This window comes from Micromonospora sp. ANENR4 (genome assembly GCF_015354395.1).
In the GTDB taxonomy this organism is placed as follows: Bacteria; Actinomycetota; Actinomycetes; order Mycobacteriales; family Micromonosporaceae; genus Micromonospora; species Micromonospora aurantiaca.
In genome coordinates, this window is sequence record NZ_JADKYQ010000002.1 from 144,085 (window position 1) to 164,602 (window position 20,518).

Consider the following 20,518-nt stretch of genomic DNA (forward strand, 5'->3'; position numbering starts at 1 on the left):
CGACGGCGCCCGGCCCGCGAGAGCGCCTGACGCCGCTGCGGCGTCAGGCGCTGCGGACCGTGGTGAGGTCGGCCAGCCCGGAGATGGTCAGCAGCGGCTCCAGCAGCGGGCCGGCGATCAGCGTGATCCGGTCGGCGTGCGGGAACAGCGCGGCCAGCCCGGCGCTGTCCAGGTACTCCACCTTCGTGAGGTCCACGACCAGGGGTTCGCCGTCGGGGCGTACGGCGTCGGCCAGCGCGTCGGCGAAGGTGGACGCGTTGCTCATGTCGATCTCACCGACGGCGGCCAGGACGCGGACGCCGTCCGGGCTGTCGCTCGTGGTCAGAGTCAGGGACGTGCTCATGGCGTGATCCTCGCCTGCATGTCGACGGTGGTGCCGGTGGCCCCCGGGGTGACGCTGATGCTGTCCATCAGCGCGCGCATGAGCACGAGTCCCCGGCCGCGGTGCGGGTCGGGAGGCTGGTCCCGGTCGCGCCAGTGGCCGCTGTCGGTGACGCTCAGGCGCAGCGCGCCGGCGGTGGCGGCGGCGCGCAGCCGGATCCGTCCGCCCGGGTTGTCGCGGTGCCCGTGCTCGATCGCGTTGGCGCACGCCTCCCCGGCCGCCACCAGGATGTTGTACGCGTGACCCGGGGCCAGCCCGCAACGGTCCAGCCATCCCCGCAGCGCGGTGCGGACCTCGGCCAGGCGCGTCGACTCGGCGGGGAACTCCAGTTCCAGCGGCCCGGGGTGACGGTAGAGCAGCAGGGCCACGTCGTCGTGGTAGCCCCCGTCCGGGGTGAGCCGGTCCATGATCTCGGTCGCCAGCACCTCGACCGGCGCGTGGTGGCCCTGCTGGATGGCGTCGGTGGCGCGGGCGATGCCGGCGGTGATCGGCTGACGGCGGCGTTCCACCAGGCCGTCGGTGTAGAGCATCAGGGTGGCGCGCGGCGGCACCGACGTCTCCGCCTCCGGACGTTCCTGCCCGAGGCGTACGGCCAGCGGCCGGGACCGGCCGTGCTGCAGCAGCTCGGGAGTGCCGTCGGCGCGGACCACGATGGCCGGCGGGTGACCGGCGCTGGAGTAGCGCATCAGGCCGGTGGCCGGGTCGAGCACACCACAGAAGACGGTGGCGCAGGACGCGCCCGGCAGCAGCGCGGCGAACCGGTCCAGCGCCACGAGCGTGCGGGCCGGGCTCGGGTCCTGCAACAGCAGCGCGCGGCAGGCGCTGCGCAGCTGACCCATCACCGTCGCGGCCTGAAGGCCGTGTCCCACGCAGTCGCCGACCACGATGCCGATGCGCCCGTCCGGCAGTTCCACGGTGTCGTACCAGTCGCCGCCGACCTTGAGCGGCATCGCGGCGGGGGAGTACCGCACCGCGAAACCGGCGGGGAGCTGCGCCGGGCCGAGGATGGCCCGTTGCAGGGCCAGCGCGGTCTCCCGCTGCTGGTCGATCTGGTGCACCCGGTGCAGGCCCTGACCGATGTGGCCGGCCAGCAGCGCCAGCAGCGTCTGGTCCTGCTCGGTGAAGGGCCGCTTCTCGCCCAGGTCGATCCAGAGCGCCATGGTGCCGTGCGGGTGCTCGACGGCGATGCCGGCGCCGTGCGTACGCGTCGCCACCGGCGTCAGCAGCGGAGTGTCCCGCAGCGCGAGCAGCGCCTGCCGGCGCTCCGGCGGCAGCGTGTCCCACCGTGCCGCCGGGTCGGTGGCGGTCACCTCGGGGGCGGGCAGGTCGCCGAAGACGGCGGTGAGCACGCCGGAGGCGCGCCACAGCTTGCGCAGCTCGTCCAGCACCCCGAGCAGCGCGTCGGTGAGATCGTCGGCCTCCGACAGTCGCATGCTGAGACCGGCCAGGGCGGTCTCCCGCTGCACCGCGTAGTGCTCGGCGGTGACGTCGCGGAACGTGCCGACGATCATCCGGCGGCCGCTGTCCGGGTCGTCGACCTGGTTGAACGCGGCCGAGATCCAGATCCGGTGCCCGTCGCGGTGGGTCACCGGCACGGTGTACGTGCCACGGGTCTGCCCCACGAGCGTCGAGAACGCCTCCGCCACCTGGCGGTGCGCCTCGGGCTCGGCCTCCCGGTCCGGCCACCACGGGTGCACCGCCGGATAGGGCAGCCCTTCGGTTCCGTACCCGAGGATGCCGGTGAACGCCGCGTTGATCTCGACGACCGCGCCGTCCTCGTCGCAGACGAAGAACGCCTCCTGCAACGAGTCGACGAGCGCGGTACGCCAGCGGGCGTGGTGGTTGCGCAGCCGGGCCAGTTCCACGTTCGCGCGGACGCGGGCCAGCAGTTCGGCGGCCGGGAACGGCTTGACCAGGTAGTCGTCGGCGCCTGCTTCCAGCCCTTCGATCGAGGCCTCCTGACCGGCGCGGGCGGACAGCAGCAGCACCGGGGTGCCGGCCGTCCGCTGGTCGGCGCGCAGCGCGGCGACCAGTTGCAGGCCGTCGAGCCGGGGCATCATCACGTCGCTGACCACCAGGTCGGGAGTGTGCGCGCGGGCTGCGTCCAGCGCGGCCCGCCCGTCGGCGACCGCGTGCACCTCGTGCCCGGCCGAGCGCAGCAGCCGGGTGAGGTACTCCCGCATGTCGGCGTTGTCGTCGGCCACCAGGATGCGGGCCGGTGCCCCGCCGCGCAGTGGCTGGAGTGTTCCGCCGGCCGGGTCGTCCCCGCCGACGGCGCCGTCCGGTTCGGCCGGCAGCCAGCGCAGCGCCTCCTGCACGAACGGTTCGGCGGACGCCGGTGTCCGGTCGGTACCCGCCGGGGCGAGCGCGTCGGCGGGCAGGTGCGCGGTGCCGAACGGCAGCCGGATCGTGAAGGTGGTGCCCCGGCCCACCGTGCTGTGCGCGTCGATGTCACCGCTGTGCAGCGTGACCAGCTCCTTGACCAGGGCGAGGCCGATGCCGCTGCCCTCGTCGGAACGGGAGCGGGCGTTCTCGATGCGGTGGAACCGCTCGAACAGGCGCGGCATCTCGTCGGCGGGTACGCCGATGCCCGTGTCGGAGATCCGCAGCACGGCCGCGTCGCCCTCGCCGCGCAGCTCCACCCGGATGGTGCCGTCGAAGGTGAACTTCAGCGCGTTGCTGAGCAGGTTCAGCACCACCTTCTCCCACATGCCGAGGTCCAGGTGTACCGGCTCGGGCAGGGGCGGGCAGTCGACCTCGAAGGACAGGCCGGCCCGTTCGATCGCCGACCGGAAGACGCTGGCCAGGTCGGCGGTCACCGCGGCCAGGTCCACCGGCTCGTAGCGGGCCTGCATCCGCCCGGCCTCGATCCGGGAGAAGTCGAGCAGGCTGTTCACCAGCTTGCCCAGGCGCAGGCCGTTGCGGCGGATCACGTCCAGCTCGGCCCGGACCCGCTCGTCGGCGTCCGGCAACCGGCTGCGCAGCTCGTCCAGCGGTCCCATGATCAAGGTCAGCGGGGTGCGGAACTCGTGGCTGATGTTGGAGAAGAACGCGGTCTTCGCGCGGTCCAGCTCGGCGAGCTCCTCGGCCCGCCGCTGCTGCGCCTGGTAGCTGCGGGCGCTGGCGATGCCGGTGGCCAGATGCCCCGCGGTCAGCTCCACGAAGCCGCGGTACCCGTCGTCCAGCGCCCGGTAGCGGTTCAGCCCGGCGACCAGGAAGCCGTACGGCGCACCGCCCTGCTGGCGCAGCGGCACCAGCAGCGCCTCGGCCGGCGCGGCGGGCCAGACGCCCGTCGGCAGGTCCGCGAAGGCCGGGCCGTCGAGCGTGACCCGCACCGACTCGCCCTCGCCGACGGCGCCGGCCGGCCACGGGGCGGCCGGGTCATCGAGCGACAGCGTGGCCGGGGCCGCCGGGTGCCCGTCCGGCAGGCCGGTCGCCTCCACCAGCCGGGCCCCGCCGTCGTCGTACAGGTAGGTGAGGGTGAACGGCAGGTCCTGCGGGTTGCGGGCCAGCTGGCGGCTGACGAACGCGAGTGTCTCCTGCTCGGTGCGGATGACGCTCGGGTCCGAGCCGAGGTCGCGCAGCGTCGCCATCCGCCGCTCGCCGATGACCCGCTCGGTGTCCTCGCTGACCACGCAGAGCATTCCGACCAGTCCGCCGTCGTCGGCGCGCAGCGGGCTGTAGGAGAACGTGTGGTAGGTCTCCTCGCGGTAGCCGGCGCGTTCCAGGAACAGCAGCAGCCCTTCGTCCCAGGTCGCCTCGCCGGTGCGCAGCACGGTGTCGACGCGGGGGCCGATGTCGTCCCAGATCTCCGCCCACACCTCGTTCGCCGGCAGCCCCAGCGCCCACGGGTACTTGCGGCCGAGCGTGTCCCGCCGGTAGGCGGCGTTGCAGAAGAAGGTGAGCTGCGGCCCCCAGGCCATCCACATCGGGAACCGGGAGGACAGCAGGATCCGCACCGCGGTCCGCAGGCTCTGCGGCCAGGTGTCCGGCGGGCCCAGTGGGTGCGCCGACCAGTCGATCCGCGCCAGGTCCGGCCCGATCTCACCGTCGACGGCGAAGACGTCGGCACGCGTACGCGGGTCGGTGTCAGCGCCGCTCATCGCCCGAGTCTCCCCCACCCCGTCCGGTCCCGCTCGTCCGGGCCGCGTCGCGGCCTCGTGGTCGCTTCTTGCCCCGTCGCGCCCCCGGCACTCCACCCGGGGCGGGGAGATCTGACTCACGCGACGGCAGCGGGTCAGGGCAAGGGTTGGTGGTGCGGAAAAACTAAAGGCAAGGAGACACCTCTCCTCGCCACTATCAACGTATATCGCACCCCGGGTCTTGCCGCAAGGCCCCGGTGATGCCGCAGAATCATCGGCCGATGCGGGTCGAGCTGCGAAAACGGGGGCACGGCATGACCGGACGGTACGTGTGGCAACTGCACGAGGTGGACGAGACGCGGATCGCCGCGGTGGGGGGCAAGGGTGCGCACCTGGGGGCGCTGACGCGGCTCGGCGGGGTGCGCGTACCTCCGGGTTTCTGCGTCACCACCGATGCGTTCCGGCTGGCCGTGGCGCGGACGCCGGCGCTGGCCGGCCCGCTGGAGCGGCTCGCCCGCGCGGACGCGGACGACCCGGCGGCGATCCGCGCGGCCGCCGCCGAGGTCCGTCGCGCGGTCGAGCGGGCCCCGCTGCCGGGCGAGGTCGCGGCGGCGGTCACCGCCGCGCTGGCCGGGCTCGGCACGGAGGCCGCGTACGCCGTGCGGTCGAGTGCGACAGCCGAGGACCTGCCGGACGCCTCGTTCGCCGGCCAGCAGGACACCTACCTCAACGTGGTCGGCACGGCCGAGGTGCTGCGGCACGTCAGCCGCTGCTGGGCTTCGCTGTTCACCGACCGTGCCGTGACCTACCGGCGGCGCCACGGCATCGACGACCGCGCCGTGGAGATGGCGGTGGTGGTGCAGCGGATGGTCGTCCCGGACGCGGCGGGGGTCATGTTCACCGCCGACCCGGTCACCGGCGACCGGACGGTGGTGTCGATCGAGGCCGGCTTCGGTCTCGGCGAGGCCCTGGTCTCCGGCCTGGTGAACCCGGACGTGTTCACGGTGCGCGACGGCGTGGTGGCCGGCCGGACGATCGGCGCGAAGGCGCGGGCGGTGCACGCGGCACCCGGCGGCGGCACCCGGGAGACACCGGTCGACCCGGCGCGGCAGGCCCAGCCCGCGCTGACCGGCGCGCAGGCGGTACGCCTCGCCGCGCTGGGCCGGCGGATCGAGGCGCACTTCGGCTGCCCGCAGGACGTCGAGTGGGCAGTGACCGGGGACGACGTCCACATCCTCCAGAGCCGGCCGATCACCACGCTGTTCCCGGTGCCGGCGGCCGCCGCGGACGGGCGGTTCCACGTCTACCTGTCGGTCGGCCACCAGCAGATGATGACCGACGCGATGAGGCCGCTGGGCCTGTCGATGTGGCGGCTCACCGCCATGGCGCCGATGCACGAGGCGGGCGGCCGGCTGTTCGTCGACGCCACGCCGCACCTGTCCACGGCGGCGGGCCGGGCCGCGTTCCTGGGCATGATCGGCCGGGCCGACCCGCTCACCCGGGACGCGCTGGAGACGGTCCTCGCCCGTGACGTCGTACCGGTCGCGCCGGACCCTGCACCGGCCGCGCCGGACCCCGCACCGGCCGGCCCGCCCGCGAGCGGGCCGCCGCCCTCGATCGACACCGACCCGGCGATCGTCACCGCGCTGATCGAGCGCAGCCGGGAGTCGGTCGCCGCCCTGCGCCGCGACATCCGGGGCCGGTCCGGGTCCGGGCTGTTCGACTTCCTGGACGAGGCGTTCGCCGAGCACAAGCGGGTGCTCACCGATCCGGTGAGCGCTCAGGTGATCATGGCCGGGATGCAGGCCACCTGGTGGCTCAACGACAAGCTGGGGGAGTGGCTCGGCGAACGCGACGCCGCCGACACGCTCACGCTGTCCGCGCCCGGCAACGTCACCGCCGAGATGGGCCTGGCGTTGCTCGACGTGGCCGACGTGGTCCGCGCGTACCCCGAGGTGGTGGCGTTCCTGCGGGACGGCGCCGACGACGGGTTCCTGGACGAACTGCCGAAGCTGCCGGGCGGCGTCGAGGCACGCGCGGCCGTCGAGGGCTACCTGGACCGGTACGGCATGCGCTGCGTCGGCGAGATCGACATCACCCGGCCACGGTGGAGCGAGTGCCCGGCCACGCTCGTGCCGCTGATCCTGGACCACGTCCGCACCTTCGCCCCGGGCGCCGCCGCGCGCCGCTTCGCCGACGGCCGGGAGCGGGCGTGGGCGAAGGCCCGGGAGGTGCTCGACCGCCTGCGCGCGCTGCCCGACGGCGAGCGCAAGGCCGCCGAGACGCAGGCGATGATCGACCGGGTACGGACGTTCGCCGGCTACCGGGAGTACCCGAAGTACGACATCGTCAGCCGCTACGCCGTGTACAAGCAGGCGCTCATGGCGGAGGCCGACCGGCTGGCCCGCGCCGGTGTGCTCGCCGATCCGGAGGACGTCTTCTACCTCACCTTCGACGAGTTCCGGGAGGTCGCGGCCACCGGGCGGGTGGACGCCGGGCTGATCCGCAGGCGCCGGGAGGAGTTCCGGTCGCACCAGGCGCTCACCCCGCCCCGGGTGCTCACCTCGGACGGCGAGGCCCTGAACGGCTCGTACCGGCGCGCCGACGTGCCGCCGGGCGCCCTGGCCGGGCTGGCGGTCTCGGCCGGCGTCGTCGAGGGGCGGGCGCGGGTCGTGACGGACCTGGCCGGTGCCGACCTGGAGCCGGGCGACATCCTCGTCACCGCGCACACCGACCCGAGTTGGACGCCGCTGTTCGTCGCAGTCGCGGGCCTGGTGACGGAGGTGGGCGGCCTGATGACGCACGGCGCGGTGATCGCCCGCGAGTACGGCCTGCCCGCGGTGGTGGCGGTGCCGGACGCGACCCGGTTGATCCCCGACGGCGGGCGGATCCGGGTGCACGGCACCGACGGGTACGTCGAGCTGCTGTCCTGACCGGCGCGGCATGCTCGATGATGGAGGTCCGGCGAGCGGGGAGGCGCGATGCGGATCGGGGAGCTGTCGGCGCGTACCGGGGTGAGCGCCCGGTCCATCCGGTACTACGAGCAGCAGGGCCTGCTCGCCGCCCTGCGGACGCCGAGCGGGCAGCGGGTCTTCGCCGATTCGGCGATGGACCGGGTCCGGCTCATCCAGCGGTTGTTCGACGCCGGGCTGAGCAGCCGCCGGATGGCCGAGCTGCTGCCCTGCGTGACCGATCCGGAGATCCGCACGTCGTGGCTCACCGACCGGCTGCGCGAGGAGCGGGCTCGGATGACCGCCGAGATGGCGCGGCTCGCGCACGCCGTCGCGGTGCTCGACGACGTGGTGTCCGACATGACGGTGACCGAGGACACCCGGGATCCGGCCGCCTGAGCGCTTGCCCTTGACACCGGTGTCAACTCCTAGCGTCGGGTCATGAACGCGACACTGGACACCGCATCGCCGGTGACGCCGCTGCTGGAGCCGGTCACCGTCGCCGGCCTGTCGTTGCCGTCCCGCTTCGTCATGGCGCCGATGACCCGTAACCGCGCGCCGGGCGGCGTGCCGACGCCCGAGATGGCCGACTACTACCGGCGCCGCGCCGCGGCCGGCATCGGCCTGATCGTCACCGAGGGCGTGCTGGTGGACCATCCCAGCGCCGGCCACGAGGACACCGTGCCGCGGATGACCGCCGGCGCGGCCGAGGCCGGCTGGCGGGGCGTGGTCGAGGCGGTGCACGCCGCCGGCGGCCGGATCGCCGCGCAGCTGTGGCACCTGGGCAGCCTGCGTGAGCCGGTGGACGGCCGTCCGGCGTGGACCCCCTCGGGGGTACGCGAGCCGGGCCGCCCGGCGCCGTACGCGATGACCGCCGCCGACGTGGACACCCTGCTCGCGGCGTACGCGGACGCGGCGGGGGTCGCGGTCCGGGCCGGGTTCGACGCGATCGAGATCCACGCCGCGCACGGTTACCTGCTGGACGAGTTCCTGTGGCCGTACACGAACCGCCGGACCGACGCGTTCGGCGGCTCACCGGAGCGGCGGGCGGCGTTCCCGGCGGCGGTGGTGCGCGCGGTCCGCGCGCAGGTCCCGGCGGACCGGCCGGTGATCGTGCGATTCTCCCAGTTCAAGGAGCGCGCGTTCGACGCGCGGATCGCCGAGACCCCGGCCGAGCTGGCGCGAATCCTCGGCGCGTTCGCCGAGGCCGGCGCCGACGTGCTGCACGCCTCGCAGCGCCGCTTCTGGCAGCCCGCGTTCCCCGGCTCGGCGCTGAACCTGGCCGGCTGGGCGAAGCGGCTCACCGGCCTGCCGTCGATCACCGTCGGCTCGGTCGGGCTGCGGCGGGACTTCCTGCGCCCGGACGGCCCGGAGTCGGTGGCGGGCCTGGCCGCGCGGCTGGCGGACGGGGAGTTCGACCTGGTCGCGCTGGGTCGCGCGCTGCTGGGCAACCCGGCCTGGGTGACGCACGCCGCTACCGGCCGGCTGGACGAGATCGTCGACTACCGCAAGGCGCACGAGGACGTCTATCCCTAGGCGGCAGGGGTTGACGCCGGGGGATGTTATCGCTCACAGTCGATGGCAGGGCACGAGCGCCGCAAGGCTCACCGGGCGAGCCGCGCTGGGCGTACCCCGACACCGCCACCGGACGCGGGGTCGGGGATTCGCACCACCACCATCGCGTAACCCCCGGAAGAGGAATCCGCATGAGACGAAAGAGAGCCTTGCTGACCACCGGCATCCTGGCCGGCGCGCTCGCCGCCGGGATGGCCGTGGCCCTGGCGCCGGCCGCGAGCGCCGGCACCACGCTGCGCGCGGCGGCGGCCGAGAAGGGCCGTTACTTCGGCGCCGCGGTCGCCACCAACAAGCTGTCCGACAACACGTACGCCACGGTGCTGAACCGCGAGTTCAACTCCGTGGTGGCCGAGAACGAGATGAAGTGGGACGCCACCGAGCCGCAGCAGGGGCGGTTCAGCTACACCGGTGGCGACCGGCTGGTCAGCCACGCCCGCGCGAACGGCATGTCGGTGCGCGGGCACGCGCTGCTCTGGCACCAGCAGCAGCCGTCGTGGGCGCAGGGCCTGTCCGGCAGCGCGCTGCGCAACGCCGCGATCAACCACGTCACCCAGGTCGCCACCCACTTCCGCGGGCAGATCTACGCCTGGGACGTGGTGAACGAGGCGTTCGCCGACGGCGGCAGCGGCGGGCGCCGCGACTCGAACCTGCAGCGCACCGGCAACGACTGGATCGAGGCCGCGTTCCGGGCCGCCCGCGCCGCCGACCCGGGCGCGAAGCTCTGCTACAACGACTACAACACCGACGGCATCAACGCGAAGTCGACGGGCATCTACAACATGGTCCGCGACTTCAAGTCGCGGGGCGTGCCGATCGACTGCGTCGGCTTCCAGTCGCACCTGGGCACCACGATCCCCGGTGACTACCAGGCCAACCTCCAGCGTTTCGCCGACCTGGGCGTCGAGGTGCAGATCACCGAGCTGGACGTGATGACCGGCGGCAACCAGGCGAACATCTACGCCGCCGTGACCCGCGCCTGCCTGGCGGTGTCGCGCTGCACCGGCATCACGGTGTGGGGCGTGCGGGACTGCGACTCGTGGCGCGGCTCGGACAACGCGCTGCTGTTCGACTGCTCGGGCAACAAGAAGGCGGCGTACAACGCGGTGCTCGACGCGCTGAACGCCGGGGGCAACAACCCGCCGCCGACCACGACGCCGCCGCCGAACAACCCGACCACCCCGCCGCCGGGCCAGGGTGGATGTTCGGCCTCGGTGACGCTGAACTCCTGGACCGGTGGCTTCGTCGCCAACGTGAAGGTGACAGCCGGCTCGTCGGGCACCCGGGGATGGACGGTCAGCATGACGCTGCCGGGCGGCGCGAGCATCACGAACACCTGGAGCGCGACGGCCAGTGGTAACAGCGGCACGGTGCGGTTCACGAACGTGGACTACAACGGCCAGCTCGGCGCCGGCCAGAGCGCCGAGTTCGGGTTCCAAGGCAACGGCAGCGGATCGGGCATGACACCCACCTGCTCCGCGACCTGATCCGGGCCACCGCGGGGGCGGCGCGCGCCGCCCCCGCGGTGCTCCGTCACGCCGTCCCGTCCGACCTGGACCGCCGTCTCTGTTACGAGAAAGAGACATGCGCATTTCGCGCGTTTGGTTGACGGGGCAACTTGTGAGCGTTAACACTCCCCGTGAGGGTTACCTGTGTCACAGGGACCGCCACGACAGGGAGGACGCTCGTGCGCAGACGACTTCTGGCCGCACTCAGCGGTGCCGCGCTCGCGATCAGCCTGGCCGCCTGCAGCGGCGAGGGCGCGGGAGGCGGCGGAGACACCAGCTCGGCCAAGCCCGGCGACCTGACGATCGGCGTCTCGATGCCGACGCAGACCTCGGAACGATGGATCGCCGACGGCAACTCGGTGAAGGAGAAGCTCCAGGCCAAGGGCTACAAGGTCGACCTGCAGTACGCCGGGGACGACATCCCGACCCAGTCGCAGCAGATCGACCAGATGATCACGCAGGGCGCGGACGTGCTGGTCATCGCCCCGATCGACGGCACCGCGCTCAGCGGCCAGCTCCAGGCCGCCGCGGCCGCGAAGATCCCGGTCATCTCCTACGACCGGCTCATCCGCAACAGCCCGAACGTGAGCTTCTACGTCAGCTTCGACAACTACAAGGTCGGCGTGGCGCAGGCCAACGCGCTCCTGGTCGGCCTCGGCCTGCTCACCAAGGACGGCGCCAAGGGCACCGCGACCGGCCCGTTCAACGTGGAGCTGTTCGCCGGGTCGCTGGACGACAACAACGCCGGCTTCTTCTTCAACGGCGCGATGGACACGCTCAAGCCGTACTTCGACGCCGGCACGCTGAAGGTCAAGTCGGGGCAGACCAAGATCGAGCAGGCGGCCATCCTGCGCTGGCAGCAGGAGACCGCGCAGAAGCGGATGGAGGACCTGCTCACCTCCAGCTACAACGACGGCAGCAAGGTCGACGGCGTGCTGTCGCCGTTCGACGGCCTGTCCCGCGGCATCATCACCGCGCTGCAGAACGCCGGCTACCGCGGCGGCGCCAAGAAGATGCCGGTGGTGACCGGCCAGGACGCCGAGGTCGCCTCGGTCAAGCTGATCAACGACGGCGTGCAGAGCTCGACGGTGTTCAAGGACACCCGGCTGCTGGCCGAGCAGGCGGTCATCGCCGCCGAGGCGTTCCTGCGCAAGGAGGAGCCGAAGGCCAACGAGACCAAGGCGTACAACAACGGCGTCAAGGTCGTGCCCGCGTTCCTGCTGCCGGTGCAGACCGTCTACAAGGAGGACATCAAGTCCGTCCTGATCGACTCCGGCTACCTGACCGAGCAGGAGGTCGCCGCCGGACGGGCCGGCTGACCCGCGCGGCGACGGGCCCGGCGGCCACCGCGCCACCGGGCCCGTCCGCTCCGGACACCTCGACCACGAGCAGGACGGATACCCATGAGCGATCACATCCTCGAGATGCGGGGCATCACGAAGACCTTCCCGGGCGTGGCCGCGCTCCAGGACGTCTCGCTCGCCGTACGGCGCGGCGAGATCCACGCGATCTGCGGTGAGAACGGCGCCGGCAAGTCCACCCTGATGAAGGTGCTGTCCGGGGTCTACCCGGCGGGCAGCTACGACGGCCAGATCGTCTTCGACGGCGAGCCGGTCGGATTCCGGGGGATCCAGGACAGCGAGGCCCGCGGCATCGTCATCATCCACCAGGAACTCGCCCTGGTGCCCTACCTGTCGATCGCCGAGAACATCTTCCTCGGCAACGAGCGCCGCGGCCGCGGCGGGCTGATCGACTGGCACCGGACCAACGCGGAGGCCGCGGCGCTGCTGCGGTCGGTCGGGCTGCACGAGAACCCGGTCACCCCGGTCATCCAGCTCGGCGTCGGCAAGCAGCAGCTCGTGGAGATCGCCAAGGCGCTGTCCAAGAAGGTACGGCTGCTGATCCTCGACGAGCCCACGGCCGCACTCAACGACGTCGACTCGGCGCACCTGCTGGACCTGATGCGCCGCCTGCGCGACCAGGGCATCACCTGCATCATGATCTCGCACAAGCTCGGCGAGATCACCGCCGTCGCCGACTCGACCACAGTCATCCGCGACGGCCGTACCGTCGAGACGCTGGACATGTCCGACGGCGCCGTCACCCAGGACCGGATCATCCGCGGCATGGTCGGGCGCGACCTGGCCGCCTTCTACCCGAGCCGCAGCGTCACCCCGGGCGACGAGGTGCTGCGGATCGAGGACTGGTCGGTGCGCCACCCGACCCAGGACCGCCTGGTCGTCGACCGGGCCTCGCTGCACGTACGCGCCGGTGAGGTCGTCGGCATCGCCGGCCTGATGGGCGCCGGGCGCACGGAGCTGGCGATGAGCGTGTTCGGCCGGGCGTACGGCCGGGACATCAGAGGCCGGCTGTTCGTCAGGGGCCGTGAGGTACGGGCGCGCACTGTGGCCGAGGCCATCGCCAACGGCATCGCGTACGCCACCGAGGACCGCAAGCACTACGGCCTCAACCTGATCGACGACGTGCGGGGCAACGTCTCCGCCGCCGCGCTGCACAAGCTGGCCAGCCGTGGCTGGATCGACGGCAACCGGGAGATTCAGGTCGCCGAGCGGGGGCGGCGCGACATGAACATCAAGGCGCCGACGGTGATGTCGGTGGTGGGCAAGCTCTCCGGCGGCAACCAGCAGAAGGTCGTGCTGGCGAAGTGGCTGTTCACCGACCCGGACGTGCTGATCCTCGACGAGCCGACCCGGGGCATCGACGTGGGCGCCAAGTTCGAGATCTACACGATCGTCAACCGGCTGGTGGCAGACGGCAAGGCCGTCGTGCTCATCTCCTCCGAACTGCCCGAGCTGCTCGGCATGTGCGACCGCATCTACACCCTGGCGGCCGGGCGGATCACCGGGGAGACGCCGGTGGCCGACGCCACCCAGGAGAACCTGATGGAACTCATGACCAAGGACAGGGATCTCGTCCGATGACCAGCACGAAGCCCACGCCCCAGAAGGTCGCCGCGCCGGACACCGGCGCGGCGGCGAGCCTGCACACCGGCACCAGCGACCCGCGCGCGCTGATCCTGGGCAACCTGCGGCAGAGCGGCATCTACATCGCCCTGGTGGTGATCGTCGCGCTGTTCGCCGTCCTGACCGACGGCGTCTCGCTGAGCCCCGGCAACCTGACGAACATCGTCCTGCAGTACTCCTACATCCTGGTGCTCGCGATCGGCATGGTGATCGTGATCATCGGCGGCCACATCGACCTGTCCGTGGGATCGGTGGTGGCGCTCACCGGAGCGGTCTCGGCGGTGCTGGTCATCCGCGAGGGCATGCCCTGGTGGGCCGGCGTCCTGGCCGCGCTCGCGGTGGGTGTCGCGGTCGGCGCGTGGCACGGGCTCTGGGTCGCGTACGCCGGCATCCCGGCGTTCATCGTCACCCTGGCCGGCATGCTGCTGTTCCGCGGTCTGACGCTGCGCGTGCTGGACAACATCTCGCTGTCGCCGTTCCCGGAGGAGTACCAGCGGGTCGCGGCCGGCTTCCTCAACGGCCTGCTGGGCGGCCAGGGCTACGACGCCTTCACGCTGTTCATCGGCGCCTTCGCCGTGGTCGGGTACGCGGTGAGCGTGTTCCGGACCCGGGTCGCCCGGGTGCGCCACGAGCAGCCGGTGGAGTCGTTCCCGCTGTTCGTCCTGCGGATCGTGGTGGTCGGCGCCGTGGTCATGTGGTTCGCCTGGCAGCTCGCCCACGCCCGGGGCCTGCCGATCGTGCTGATCGTGCTCGCCGTGCTCGTGCTCGTCTACGGCCTGCTCACCCGCCGTACGGTGTTCGGCCGCCAGGTGTACGCCATCGGCGGCAACCTGCCCGCGGCGATGCTGTCCGGCGTACGGGTGAAGCGCGTCAACTTCTGGATCTTCGTCAACATGGGCTTCCTGTCCGCCGTGGCGGGCGTCATCTACTCGTCCCGCTCCAACGGGGCCCAGCCGGCGGCCGGCAACATGTTCGAGCTGGACGCGATCGCGGCGGCGTTCATCGGCGGGGCGGCCGTCACCGGTGGCGTCGGCACCGTGGTCGGCGCCATGGTGGGTGGCCTGATCATGGCGGTGATGAGCAACGGCATGCAGCTCATGGGCGTCGACCAGTCCGTCCAGTCGGTGGTCAAGGGCCTGGTGCTGCTCGTCGCCGTGGCGTTCGACATCTGGAACAAGCGCCGGGCGGCCGGCGCCCGGTGACGGCCGGCCGGACGCTCGCCCCTTCGTCCGGCCGGCCGCCGTTCACCGGCCGTAGCCGCTCACGCCCGGCTCCACCGTTGGTTGGCGTTGCCGTGGCAGGTCCAGACGATCACCCGGGTGCCGTTGGCGGTGCCCGCGTTGTCGACGTCCAGGCACAGCGACGGGAAGCGCCCGTTGCTCACCGTGCCGTTGCCGTTGACGGTCCACTGCTGGTTGGTGCCGCCGTTGCAGTCCCAGATCTGCACCCGGGTGCCGGCCGTCGCGTTCGTCGGCACGTCCAGGCACTTGCCGAGCACCTGCAACGCCTGCCCGTTGGCGGTGAACTGCTGGTTGGCGTTGTTGTGGCAGTCCCAGATCAGCGTCCCGGTGCCGTTCGCGGTGCCGGCGTTGTCCACGTCGAGGCACCGGCCGGACGACTCGCTGCGCAGCCGGAACGTGGTCGGGACCGGCGGCGGGGTGGTGGTGCCGCCCCCGCTGACCCGGTAGACTACGGTGCCGTGCGCGGGCACGCTGGCGGAGATCGTGCCGGTGCTGGTGGAGGTGGCGTCGGTCCACGCGTCGCGCAGCGTGAACGAGTTGCCGCTCTTGCCCACGGCCGCCGCCGTGGTGGAGACGGTGGTGGTCGAGCCGCCCTGGTTGAACAGCGCAACCGCCACGTCGCCGTTTGCCAGCGGCTTGGCCAGCACCCGCCGCGTGCCGTCGAAGGAGACCTGGACCGCCTGACGGCCGAGCGTGTCCTGGTTGATCGCGACCAGGTTCGCGTTGCGCAGGATCGCCAGGGTGGCCGCGCTCGCCGAGCGCACGTCGTTGCCCATCATCAGCGGCGCGGCCAGCATGGACCAGAGCGCGAAGTGGCTGCGCATCTCGGTGTCGTTCATGCCACCGTTGCCCACCTCGAGCATGTCCGGGTCGTTGAACCCGCCGGGCGCGGCGTATCCGGCCAGCGGCACCGTGACGTCGACGATGTTCTGGATGCCCATCGGGTAGCCGTTGGCCTGGCCGGTGTTCCACGCGTTGGTGATGTCCTCGGTGGTTCGCCAGAGGTTCGCCACGTCGCTCCAGTTGCGCAGCGGCCCGGTCTTGGCGTGGTAGCTGTTGGGGTTGATGCTGTAGACGATCGGCCGGCCGGTGGAGGCCAGCGCGTCGCGCATGATGCCGAACCGCGCCACCTGGTCGTTGATGGTGCCGGTGCCGGAGCACCAGTCGTACTTGAGGTAGTCCACGCCCCAGGCGGCGAACTGCCGCGCGTCCTGGTACTCGTGGTTGAGGCTGCCGGTGGCGCCGGGGAACGTGCCGCCGACCTGGGCGCAGGTCTTGTCCAGCGGCACCTGGTAGATGCCGAACAGCAGGCCCCGGGCGTGCAGGTAGTCACCGAGCGACTTCATCCCGCTGGGGAACCGCTGCGGGTGCGCCTGGAGGTTGCCCTGCGCGTCCCGGTTGGGGTCGAACCAGCAGTCGTCCACGACGACGTACTTGTAGCCGAGGTCGCGCAGGCCGTTGCTGACCATCGCGTCGGCGGTCTGGCGGATGAGGGTCTCGTTGATGTTGCAGCCGAAGGTGTTCCAGGTGTTCCACCCCATCGGCGGGGTACGGGCGACGCCGTTGTCCAGCGCCCGGGCGGGATGCGGTGCCACGGCCTGGTCGGTGACTGTCGCGGCGAGTGCCACCGCCGCGACGCCCAGGACGGCGAGCGTCCGTCGGGTCCATCTGCGCACTGGGTCCTCCTCGGTGGCCGGGCGCCGTCCGTGGCGGTGCCCGGAAGGGAGCGGCCCGCCGGTCGCACGGCGTCGCCCGTGGTCCACGGGGACGGACGCGGCACGGCAGTTCCAGCGGCCGGTCGGTGCCGGCGGGCGCTCGTGGGTGGTGGGGTTCCGGCGGTCGACGGGGTCGCCGTCCGTCGCCGCCCGGCTGCGGCGCCGGGGTTTCCCGGACAGCGGCGCCGAATGTGGGGATGGCGAAATGTTATCGCTGACATCAAACACTGTAAATAGGCTGGCGGCCTGCGGGCGGCCCTCGGCGACCGTTCTCCGCGGGCGTCGCGGCGAGAAAAAGAGCCGCTGAGTGGCCCTCTGCGCGGCTCGGCGGCGGCGTCTGGACGTCCGGGCCCGGGGCGGCCGGAGCGCCGAGAGAATTTCCGGAAGTTCCATCGGTTGTTGTCGTTAACAGGGCGTCGGCCCGCGGCTTGGCCGCACCGTTGGCGTGGATCTCCCGGCCGGCGGCGGGGCCGGTCCGCGCGGGGCGGCGGACGTCGGTTCCGAGTGTCGCTGCTCGTTACGCAGCTGTTGCCCGGAGGTGTCTTGACGGATGTATATGTGAGCGCTAACACTAACCCCGTGACACGGCGGAGGTGCAAATGAGCGAAGTGGACGCGTCGGATCGGTACGTGATCGGGGTCGATTTCGGCACACTGTCCGGGCGGGCGCTCGTGGTCCGGGTCCGTGACGGCGCCGAACTCGGTACGGCGGTGCACGAGTACCGGCGCGGGGTCATCGAGACCGCGCTTCCCGACGGCGGCCCGGCGCTGCCCCCGGACTGGGCCCTCCAGGACCCGGACGACTACCGCGACGTGCTGCGCCACGCGGTGCCGGCCGCGCTCGCCGAAGCCGGCGTGGACCCGTCCCGGGTGGTGGGCATCGGCACCGACTTCACCGCCTGCACCGTGCTCCCGACGCTCGCCGACGGCACGCCGCTGTGCGAGATCCCGCAACTGCGCGACCGCCCGCACGCCTGGGTGAAGCTCTGGAAGCACCACGCCGCGCAGCCGCACGCCGACCGGATCAACGCGTTGGCGGCCGAGCGCGGCGAGCCGTGGCTCGGCCGTTACGGCGGCAAGATCTCCGCGGAGTGGCAGTTCGCCAAGGGCCTGCAGATCCTGGAGGAGGACCCGGAGGTCTACCGGCGGGCCGAGCGGTTCATCGAGGCCGCCGACTGGATCGTGTGGCAGCTCTGCGGCGCCGAGACGCGCAACGTCTGCACGGCCGGCTACAAGGGCATCCGGCAGGACGGCCGCTACCCGTCGGCGGACTACCTGGCCGCGCTCGACCCCGGCTTCGCCGACTTCGTGACCAAGCTGGACGGTCCGCTGCTGCCGCTGGGCGCGCGGGCCGGCACGCTCAGCGCCCGCGCCGCCGCCTGGACCGGGCTGCCCGAGGGCATCGCGGTCGCGGCCGGCAACGTCGACGCCCACGTCACCGCCGCGTCGGCCCAGGCGCTGCGGCCCGGCCGGCTGGTCGCCATCATGGGCACCTCCACCTGCCACGTCCTCAACGGCACCCACCCGGCCGAGGTGCCGGGCATGTGCGGCGTGGTCGACGGCGGCATCAGCCCCGGCGCCTGGGGCTTCGAGGCCGGGCAGAGCGGCGTGGGGGACATCTTCGGCTGGTTCGTGCGGCACGCCGCCCCGGCCGGGTTCGACTCGCACGAGCGGCTCACCGAGGCCGCCGCCGCCCAGCCGGTCGGCGCGCATGGCCTGGTGGCGCTGGACTGGTGGAACGGCAACCGGTCCCTGCTGGTCAACCACGACCTGAGCGGGATGATCGTCGGGCTGACGCTCGCCACCCGGCCGCCGGACGTCTACCGTGCGCTGCTGGAGTCCACGGCGTACGGCACCCGGATGATCGTCGAGGCGTTCGCGCAGGCCGGTGTGCCGGTCGACGATCTGGTGGTGGCCGGTGGGCTCACCTCCAACCGGCTGCTCATGCAGATCTACGCCGACGTGACGAACCGGCCGCTGAGCATCATCGGTTCCGCCCAGGGCCCGGCGCTCGGCTCGGCCATCCACGCGGCGGTGGCCGCCGGTGCGTACCCGACGATCCACGAGGCGTCCGCCGTGATGGGGCGCATCGACGAGGCCGTTTACCGGCCCGTACCGGAGAACGTCCGGGCCTACGACGCCCTGTACGCCGAGTACCGCGCGTTGCACGACCACTTCGGCCGCGGCGCGAACGACGTCATGCTCCGCCTGCGGGCGATCCGCAACGCGGCGGTCGACGCCGCCGCGGACCGCGCCGCCGCGACCCTGGAGGTGGTCGGATGAACAGCCAGGTCGACGCGCTGCGCGAGACGGTGGCGCGCCTGCACCGCGAACTGACCCGCTACGACCTGGTCGCCTGGACGGCCGGCAACGTGTCGGCCCGCGTACCCGGTCAGGACCTGATGGTCATCAAGCCCAGCGGCGTCGACTACGACGACCTGACCGCGGCGGCCATGGTGGTCTGCGACCTCAACGGCACCGTCGTCGACGGCGACGGCGCCCCGTCCAGCGACACCGCCGCGCACGCCTACGTCTACCGCGCGATGCCCGAGGTCGGCGGCGTCGTGCACACGCACAGCGGGTACGCCACCGCCTGGGCGGCCCGCGGCGAGGCGATCCCGTGCTGGCTGACCGCGCAGGCCGACGAGTTCGGCGGGGAGATCCCGATCGGGCCGTTCGCGCTGATCGGCGGCGACGACATCGGTAAGGGCATCGTCAGCACGCTGTCCGGCCACCGTTCACCCGCGGTGCTCATGCGCAACCACGGCGTCTTCACCATCGGCCGCGACGCGCGGGCGGCGGTCAAGGCCGCGGTGATGTGCGAGGACGTGGCCCGCACCGCCCACCTGGCCCGGGCGCTCGGCCGGCCGGTGCCGATCGCGCCGGCCGACATCGACTCGCTCTACGACCGCTACCAGAACGTGTACGGCCAACGCCCGCCGGCGCACTGACCTCGGACCGCGCCGCGCACCCCCCCACCACCACACCCGGGCCGCTCCGGCTCCCGCCGGCCGTGTGCCCGGAACATCCAACCCCGGAGGAGAATCGATGAGAAGCAGGAGCACGGCACGCACGGTCATCGCGGCGTTCGCCGGCGTGCTGCTCGCCGCCAGCATGGCCGCGTGCGGCAACAGCGACACCGGCGGCGGTTCCGGCGACGGCAACGACAAGATCGTCCTGGGCTTCTCCCAGGTGGGCGCCGAGAGTGGCTGGCGCACCGCCAACACCACCTCGATCAAGGAGGCGGCGGCCGAGGCGGGCATCGAGCTGAAGTTCGACGACGCCCAGCAGAAGCAGGAGAACCAGATCAAGGCGATCCGCAACTTCATCCAGCAGAAGGTCGACGTGATCGCCTTCTCGCCGGTGGTGGAGTCCGGCTGGGACACCGTGCTCAAGGAGGCCAAGGACGCCAAGATCCCGGTGATCCTGACCGACCGCGCCGTCGACTCGGCCGACAAGTCGCTCTACAAGACGTTCCTCGGCTCGGACTTCGTCAAGGAGGGCCGCCTCGCCGGCGAGTGGCTGGTGGAGCAGAAGAAGTCGGCGTCCGGCCCGGTCAACATCGTCGAGCTGCAGGGCACGACCGGCTCGGCGCCGGCAAACGACCGGAAGAAGGGCTTCGCCGAGGCGATCGCCGCCAACCCCAACCTGAAGATCGTCGCCTCGCAGACCGGTGACTTCACCCGCGCCGGCGGCAAGCAGGTGATGGAGCAGTTCCTCAAGGCCAACCCGAAGATCGACGTGCTCTTCGCGCACAACGACGACATGGGCCTGGGCGCGCTCGAGGCGATCACCGCGGCCGGCAAGACGCCCGGCAAGGACATCACCATCATCACCGTCGACGCGGTGAAGGACGGCATGCAGGCCCTCGCGGACGGCAAGTTCAACTTCATCGCGGAGTGCAGCCCGCTGCTCGGCCCGCAGCTGATGGACCTGGTCAAGAAGGTCAAGGCCGGCGAGGACGTGCCCGCCCGGATCGAGACCGAGGAGACCACGTTCACCCAGGAGCAGGCCAAGGAGGCACTGCCCAACCGCAAGTACTGAGTCACCCGGGGGTCGCCGTCGCAACCGACGGCGGCCCCCG

13 protein-coding genes are annotated in these 20,518 nt (G+C 72.2%); 10 read left to right on the forward strand and 3 right to left on the reverse strand.

What is annotated here, in order from left to right; all coding sequences use genetic code 11:
- Positions 1–43 precede the first annotated feature (43 nt).
- Complete coding sequence (locus IRY44_RS03860) at positions 44–343, reverse strand: STAS domain-containing protein (protein ID WP_194799081.1); 300 nt, start codon at positions 341–343, stop codon at positions 44–46.
- Positions 340–4,485: a SpoIIE family protein phosphatase gene (locus tag IRY44_RS03865; RefSeq protein WP_194799082.1), complete on the reverse strand. Its 4,146-nt coding sequence runs from the start codon at positions 4,483–4,485 to the stop codon at positions 340–342. The genes IRY44_RS03860 and IRY44_RS03865 overlap by 4 nt, the downstream gene beginning before the upstream one ends.
- Positions 4,486–4,778: 293 nt before the next feature.
- Between IRY44_RS03865 and rph the strand changes: the two genes are divergently transcribed.
- From rph to mmsB, 7 genes are all read left to right on the forward strand, one after another.
- On the forward strand, positions 4,779–7,397 hold the full coding sequence (gene rph / locus IRY44_RS03870) for a rifamycin-inactivating phosphotransferase (RefSeq protein ID WP_194799441.1): 2,619 nt from the start codon (positions 4,779–4,781) through the stop codon (positions 7,395–7,397).
- Positions 7,398–7,445: 48 nt separating this feature from the next.
- Positions 7,446–7,814 carry a MerR family transcriptional regulator gene (locus tag IRY44_RS03875; protein WP_194799083.1) on the forward strand — a complete coding sequence of 123 codons (369 nt, stop codon included), beginning with the start codon at positions 7,446–7,448 and terminating at the stop codon, positions 7,812–7,814.
- Between the two features lie 42 nt (positions 7,815–7,856).
- Positions 7,857–8,951, forward strand: coding sequence for a 12-oxophytodienoate reductase (locus tag IRY44_RS03880; RefSeq protein WP_194799084.1), 1,095 nt, complete (start codon positions 7,857–7,859; stop codon positions 8,949–8,951).
- Between the two features lie 170 nt (positions 8,952–9,121).
- Complete coding sequence (locus IRY44_RS03885; RefSeq protein WP_194799085.1) at positions 9,122–10,474, forward strand: endo-1,4-beta-xylanase; 1,353 nt, start codon at positions 9,122–9,124, stop codon at positions 10,472–10,474.
- Positions 10,475–10,674: 200 nt separating this feature from the next.
- Positions 10,675–11,814, forward strand: coding sequence for a multiple monosaccharide ABC transporter substrate-binding protein (gene chvE, locus IRY44_RS03890; protein ID WP_071094585.1), 1,140 nt, complete (start codon positions 10,675–10,677; stop codon positions 11,812–11,814).
- A gap of 84 nt (positions 11,815–11,898) precedes the next feature.
- Positions 11,899–13,437 carry a multiple monosaccharide ABC transporter ATP-binding protein gene (gene mmsA, locus IRY44_RS03895; protein ID WP_194799086.1) on the forward strand — a complete coding sequence of 513 codons (1,539 nt, stop codon included), beginning with the start codon at positions 11,899–11,901 and terminating at the stop codon, positions 13,435–13,437.
- Positions 13,434–14,681 carry a multiple monosaccharide ABC transporter permease gene (mmsB, locus tag IRY44_RS03900; RefSeq protein WP_194799087.1) on the forward strand — a complete coding sequence of 416 codons (1,248 nt, stop codon included), beginning with the start codon at positions 13,434–13,436 and terminating at the stop codon, positions 14,679–14,681. The genes mmsA and mmsB overlap by 4 nt, the downstream gene beginning before the upstream one ends.
- Before the next feature lie 59 nt (positions 14,682–14,740).
- Here the strand turns inward: mmsB and IRY44_RS03905 are convergent, their stop codons facing one another.
- Positions 14,741–16,396, reverse strand: a complete 1,656-nt coding sequence (locus IRY44_RS03905; protein ID WP_194799088.1) for a ricin-type beta-trefoil lectin domain protein — start codon at positions 16,394–16,396, stop codon at positions 14,741–14,743.
- A gap of 638 nt (positions 16,397–17,034) precedes the next feature.
- Between IRY44_RS03905 and araB the strand changes: the two genes are divergently transcribed.
- The 3 genes from araB to IRY44_RS03920 all read left to right on the forward strand — a co-directional run bounded on the left by araB (position 17,035) and on the right by IRY44_RS03920 (position 20,478).
- Complete coding sequence (gene araB / locus IRY44_RS03910) at positions 17,035–18,717, forward strand: ribulokinase (RefSeq protein WP_194799089.1); 1,683 nt, start codon at positions 17,035–17,037, stop codon at positions 18,715–18,717.
- Complete coding sequence (locus tag IRY44_RS03915) at positions 18,714–19,385, forward strand: L-ribulose-5-phosphate 4-epimerase (protein ID WP_194799090.1); 672 nt, start codon at positions 18,714–18,716, stop codon at positions 19,383–19,385. The genes araB and IRY44_RS03915 overlap by 4 nt, the downstream gene beginning before the upstream one ends.
- A 97-nt stretch (positions 19,386–19,482) precedes the next feature.
- A complete protein-coding gene (locus tag IRY44_RS03920) occupies positions 19,483–20,478 on the forward strand; it encodes an ABC transporter substrate-binding protein (RefSeq protein ID WP_194799091.1) in 996 nt (331 codons plus the stop codon).
- Positions 20,479–20,518: the final 40 nt, after the last annotated feature.

Bases quoted from the DNA above. Each gene is read 5' to 3' on its own strand.
- IRY44_RS03860 (WP_194799081.1), bottom strand. From the start codon at position 343: ATGAGCACGTCCCTGACTCTGACCACGAGCGACAGCCCGGACGGCGTC.
- IRY44_RS03865 (WP_194799082.1), bottom strand. From the start codon at position 4,485: ATGAGCGGCGCTGACACCGACCCGCGTACGCGTGCCGACGTCTTCGCC.
- rph (WP_194799441.1), top strand. From the start codon at position 4,779: ATGACCGGACGGTACGTGTGGCAACTGCACGAGGTGGACGAGACGCGG.
- IRY44_RS03875 (WP_194799083.1), top strand. From the start codon at position 7,446: ATGCGGATCGGGGAGCTGTCGGCGCGTACCGGGGTGAGCGCCCGGTCC.
- IRY44_RS03880 (WP_194799084.1), top strand. From the start codon at position 7,857: ATGAACGCGACACTGGACACCGCATCGCCGGTGACGCCGCTGCTGGAG.
- IRY44_RS03885 (WP_194799085.1), top strand. From the start codon at position 9,122: ATGAGACGAAAGAGAGCCTTGCTGACCACCGGCATCCTGGCCGGCGCG.
- mmsA (WP_194799086.1), top strand. From the start codon at position 11,899: ATGAGCGATCACATCCTCGAGATGCGGGGCATCACGAAGACCTTCCCG.
- mmsB (WP_194799087.1), top strand. From the start codon at position 13,434: ATGACCAGCACGAAGCCCACGCCCCAGAAGGTCGCCGCGCCGGACACC.
- araB (WP_194799089.1), top strand. From the start codon at position 17,035: ATGAGCGAAGTGGACGCGTCGGATCGGTACGTGATCGGGGTCGATTTC.
- IRY44_RS03915 (WP_194799090.1), top strand. From the start codon at position 18,714: ATGAACAGCCAGGTCGACGCGCTGCGCGAGACGGTGGCGCGCCTGCAC.
- IRY44_RS03920 (WP_194799091.1), top strand. From the start codon at position 19,483: ATGAGAAGCAGGAGCACGGCACGCACGGTCATCGCGGCGTTCGCCGGC.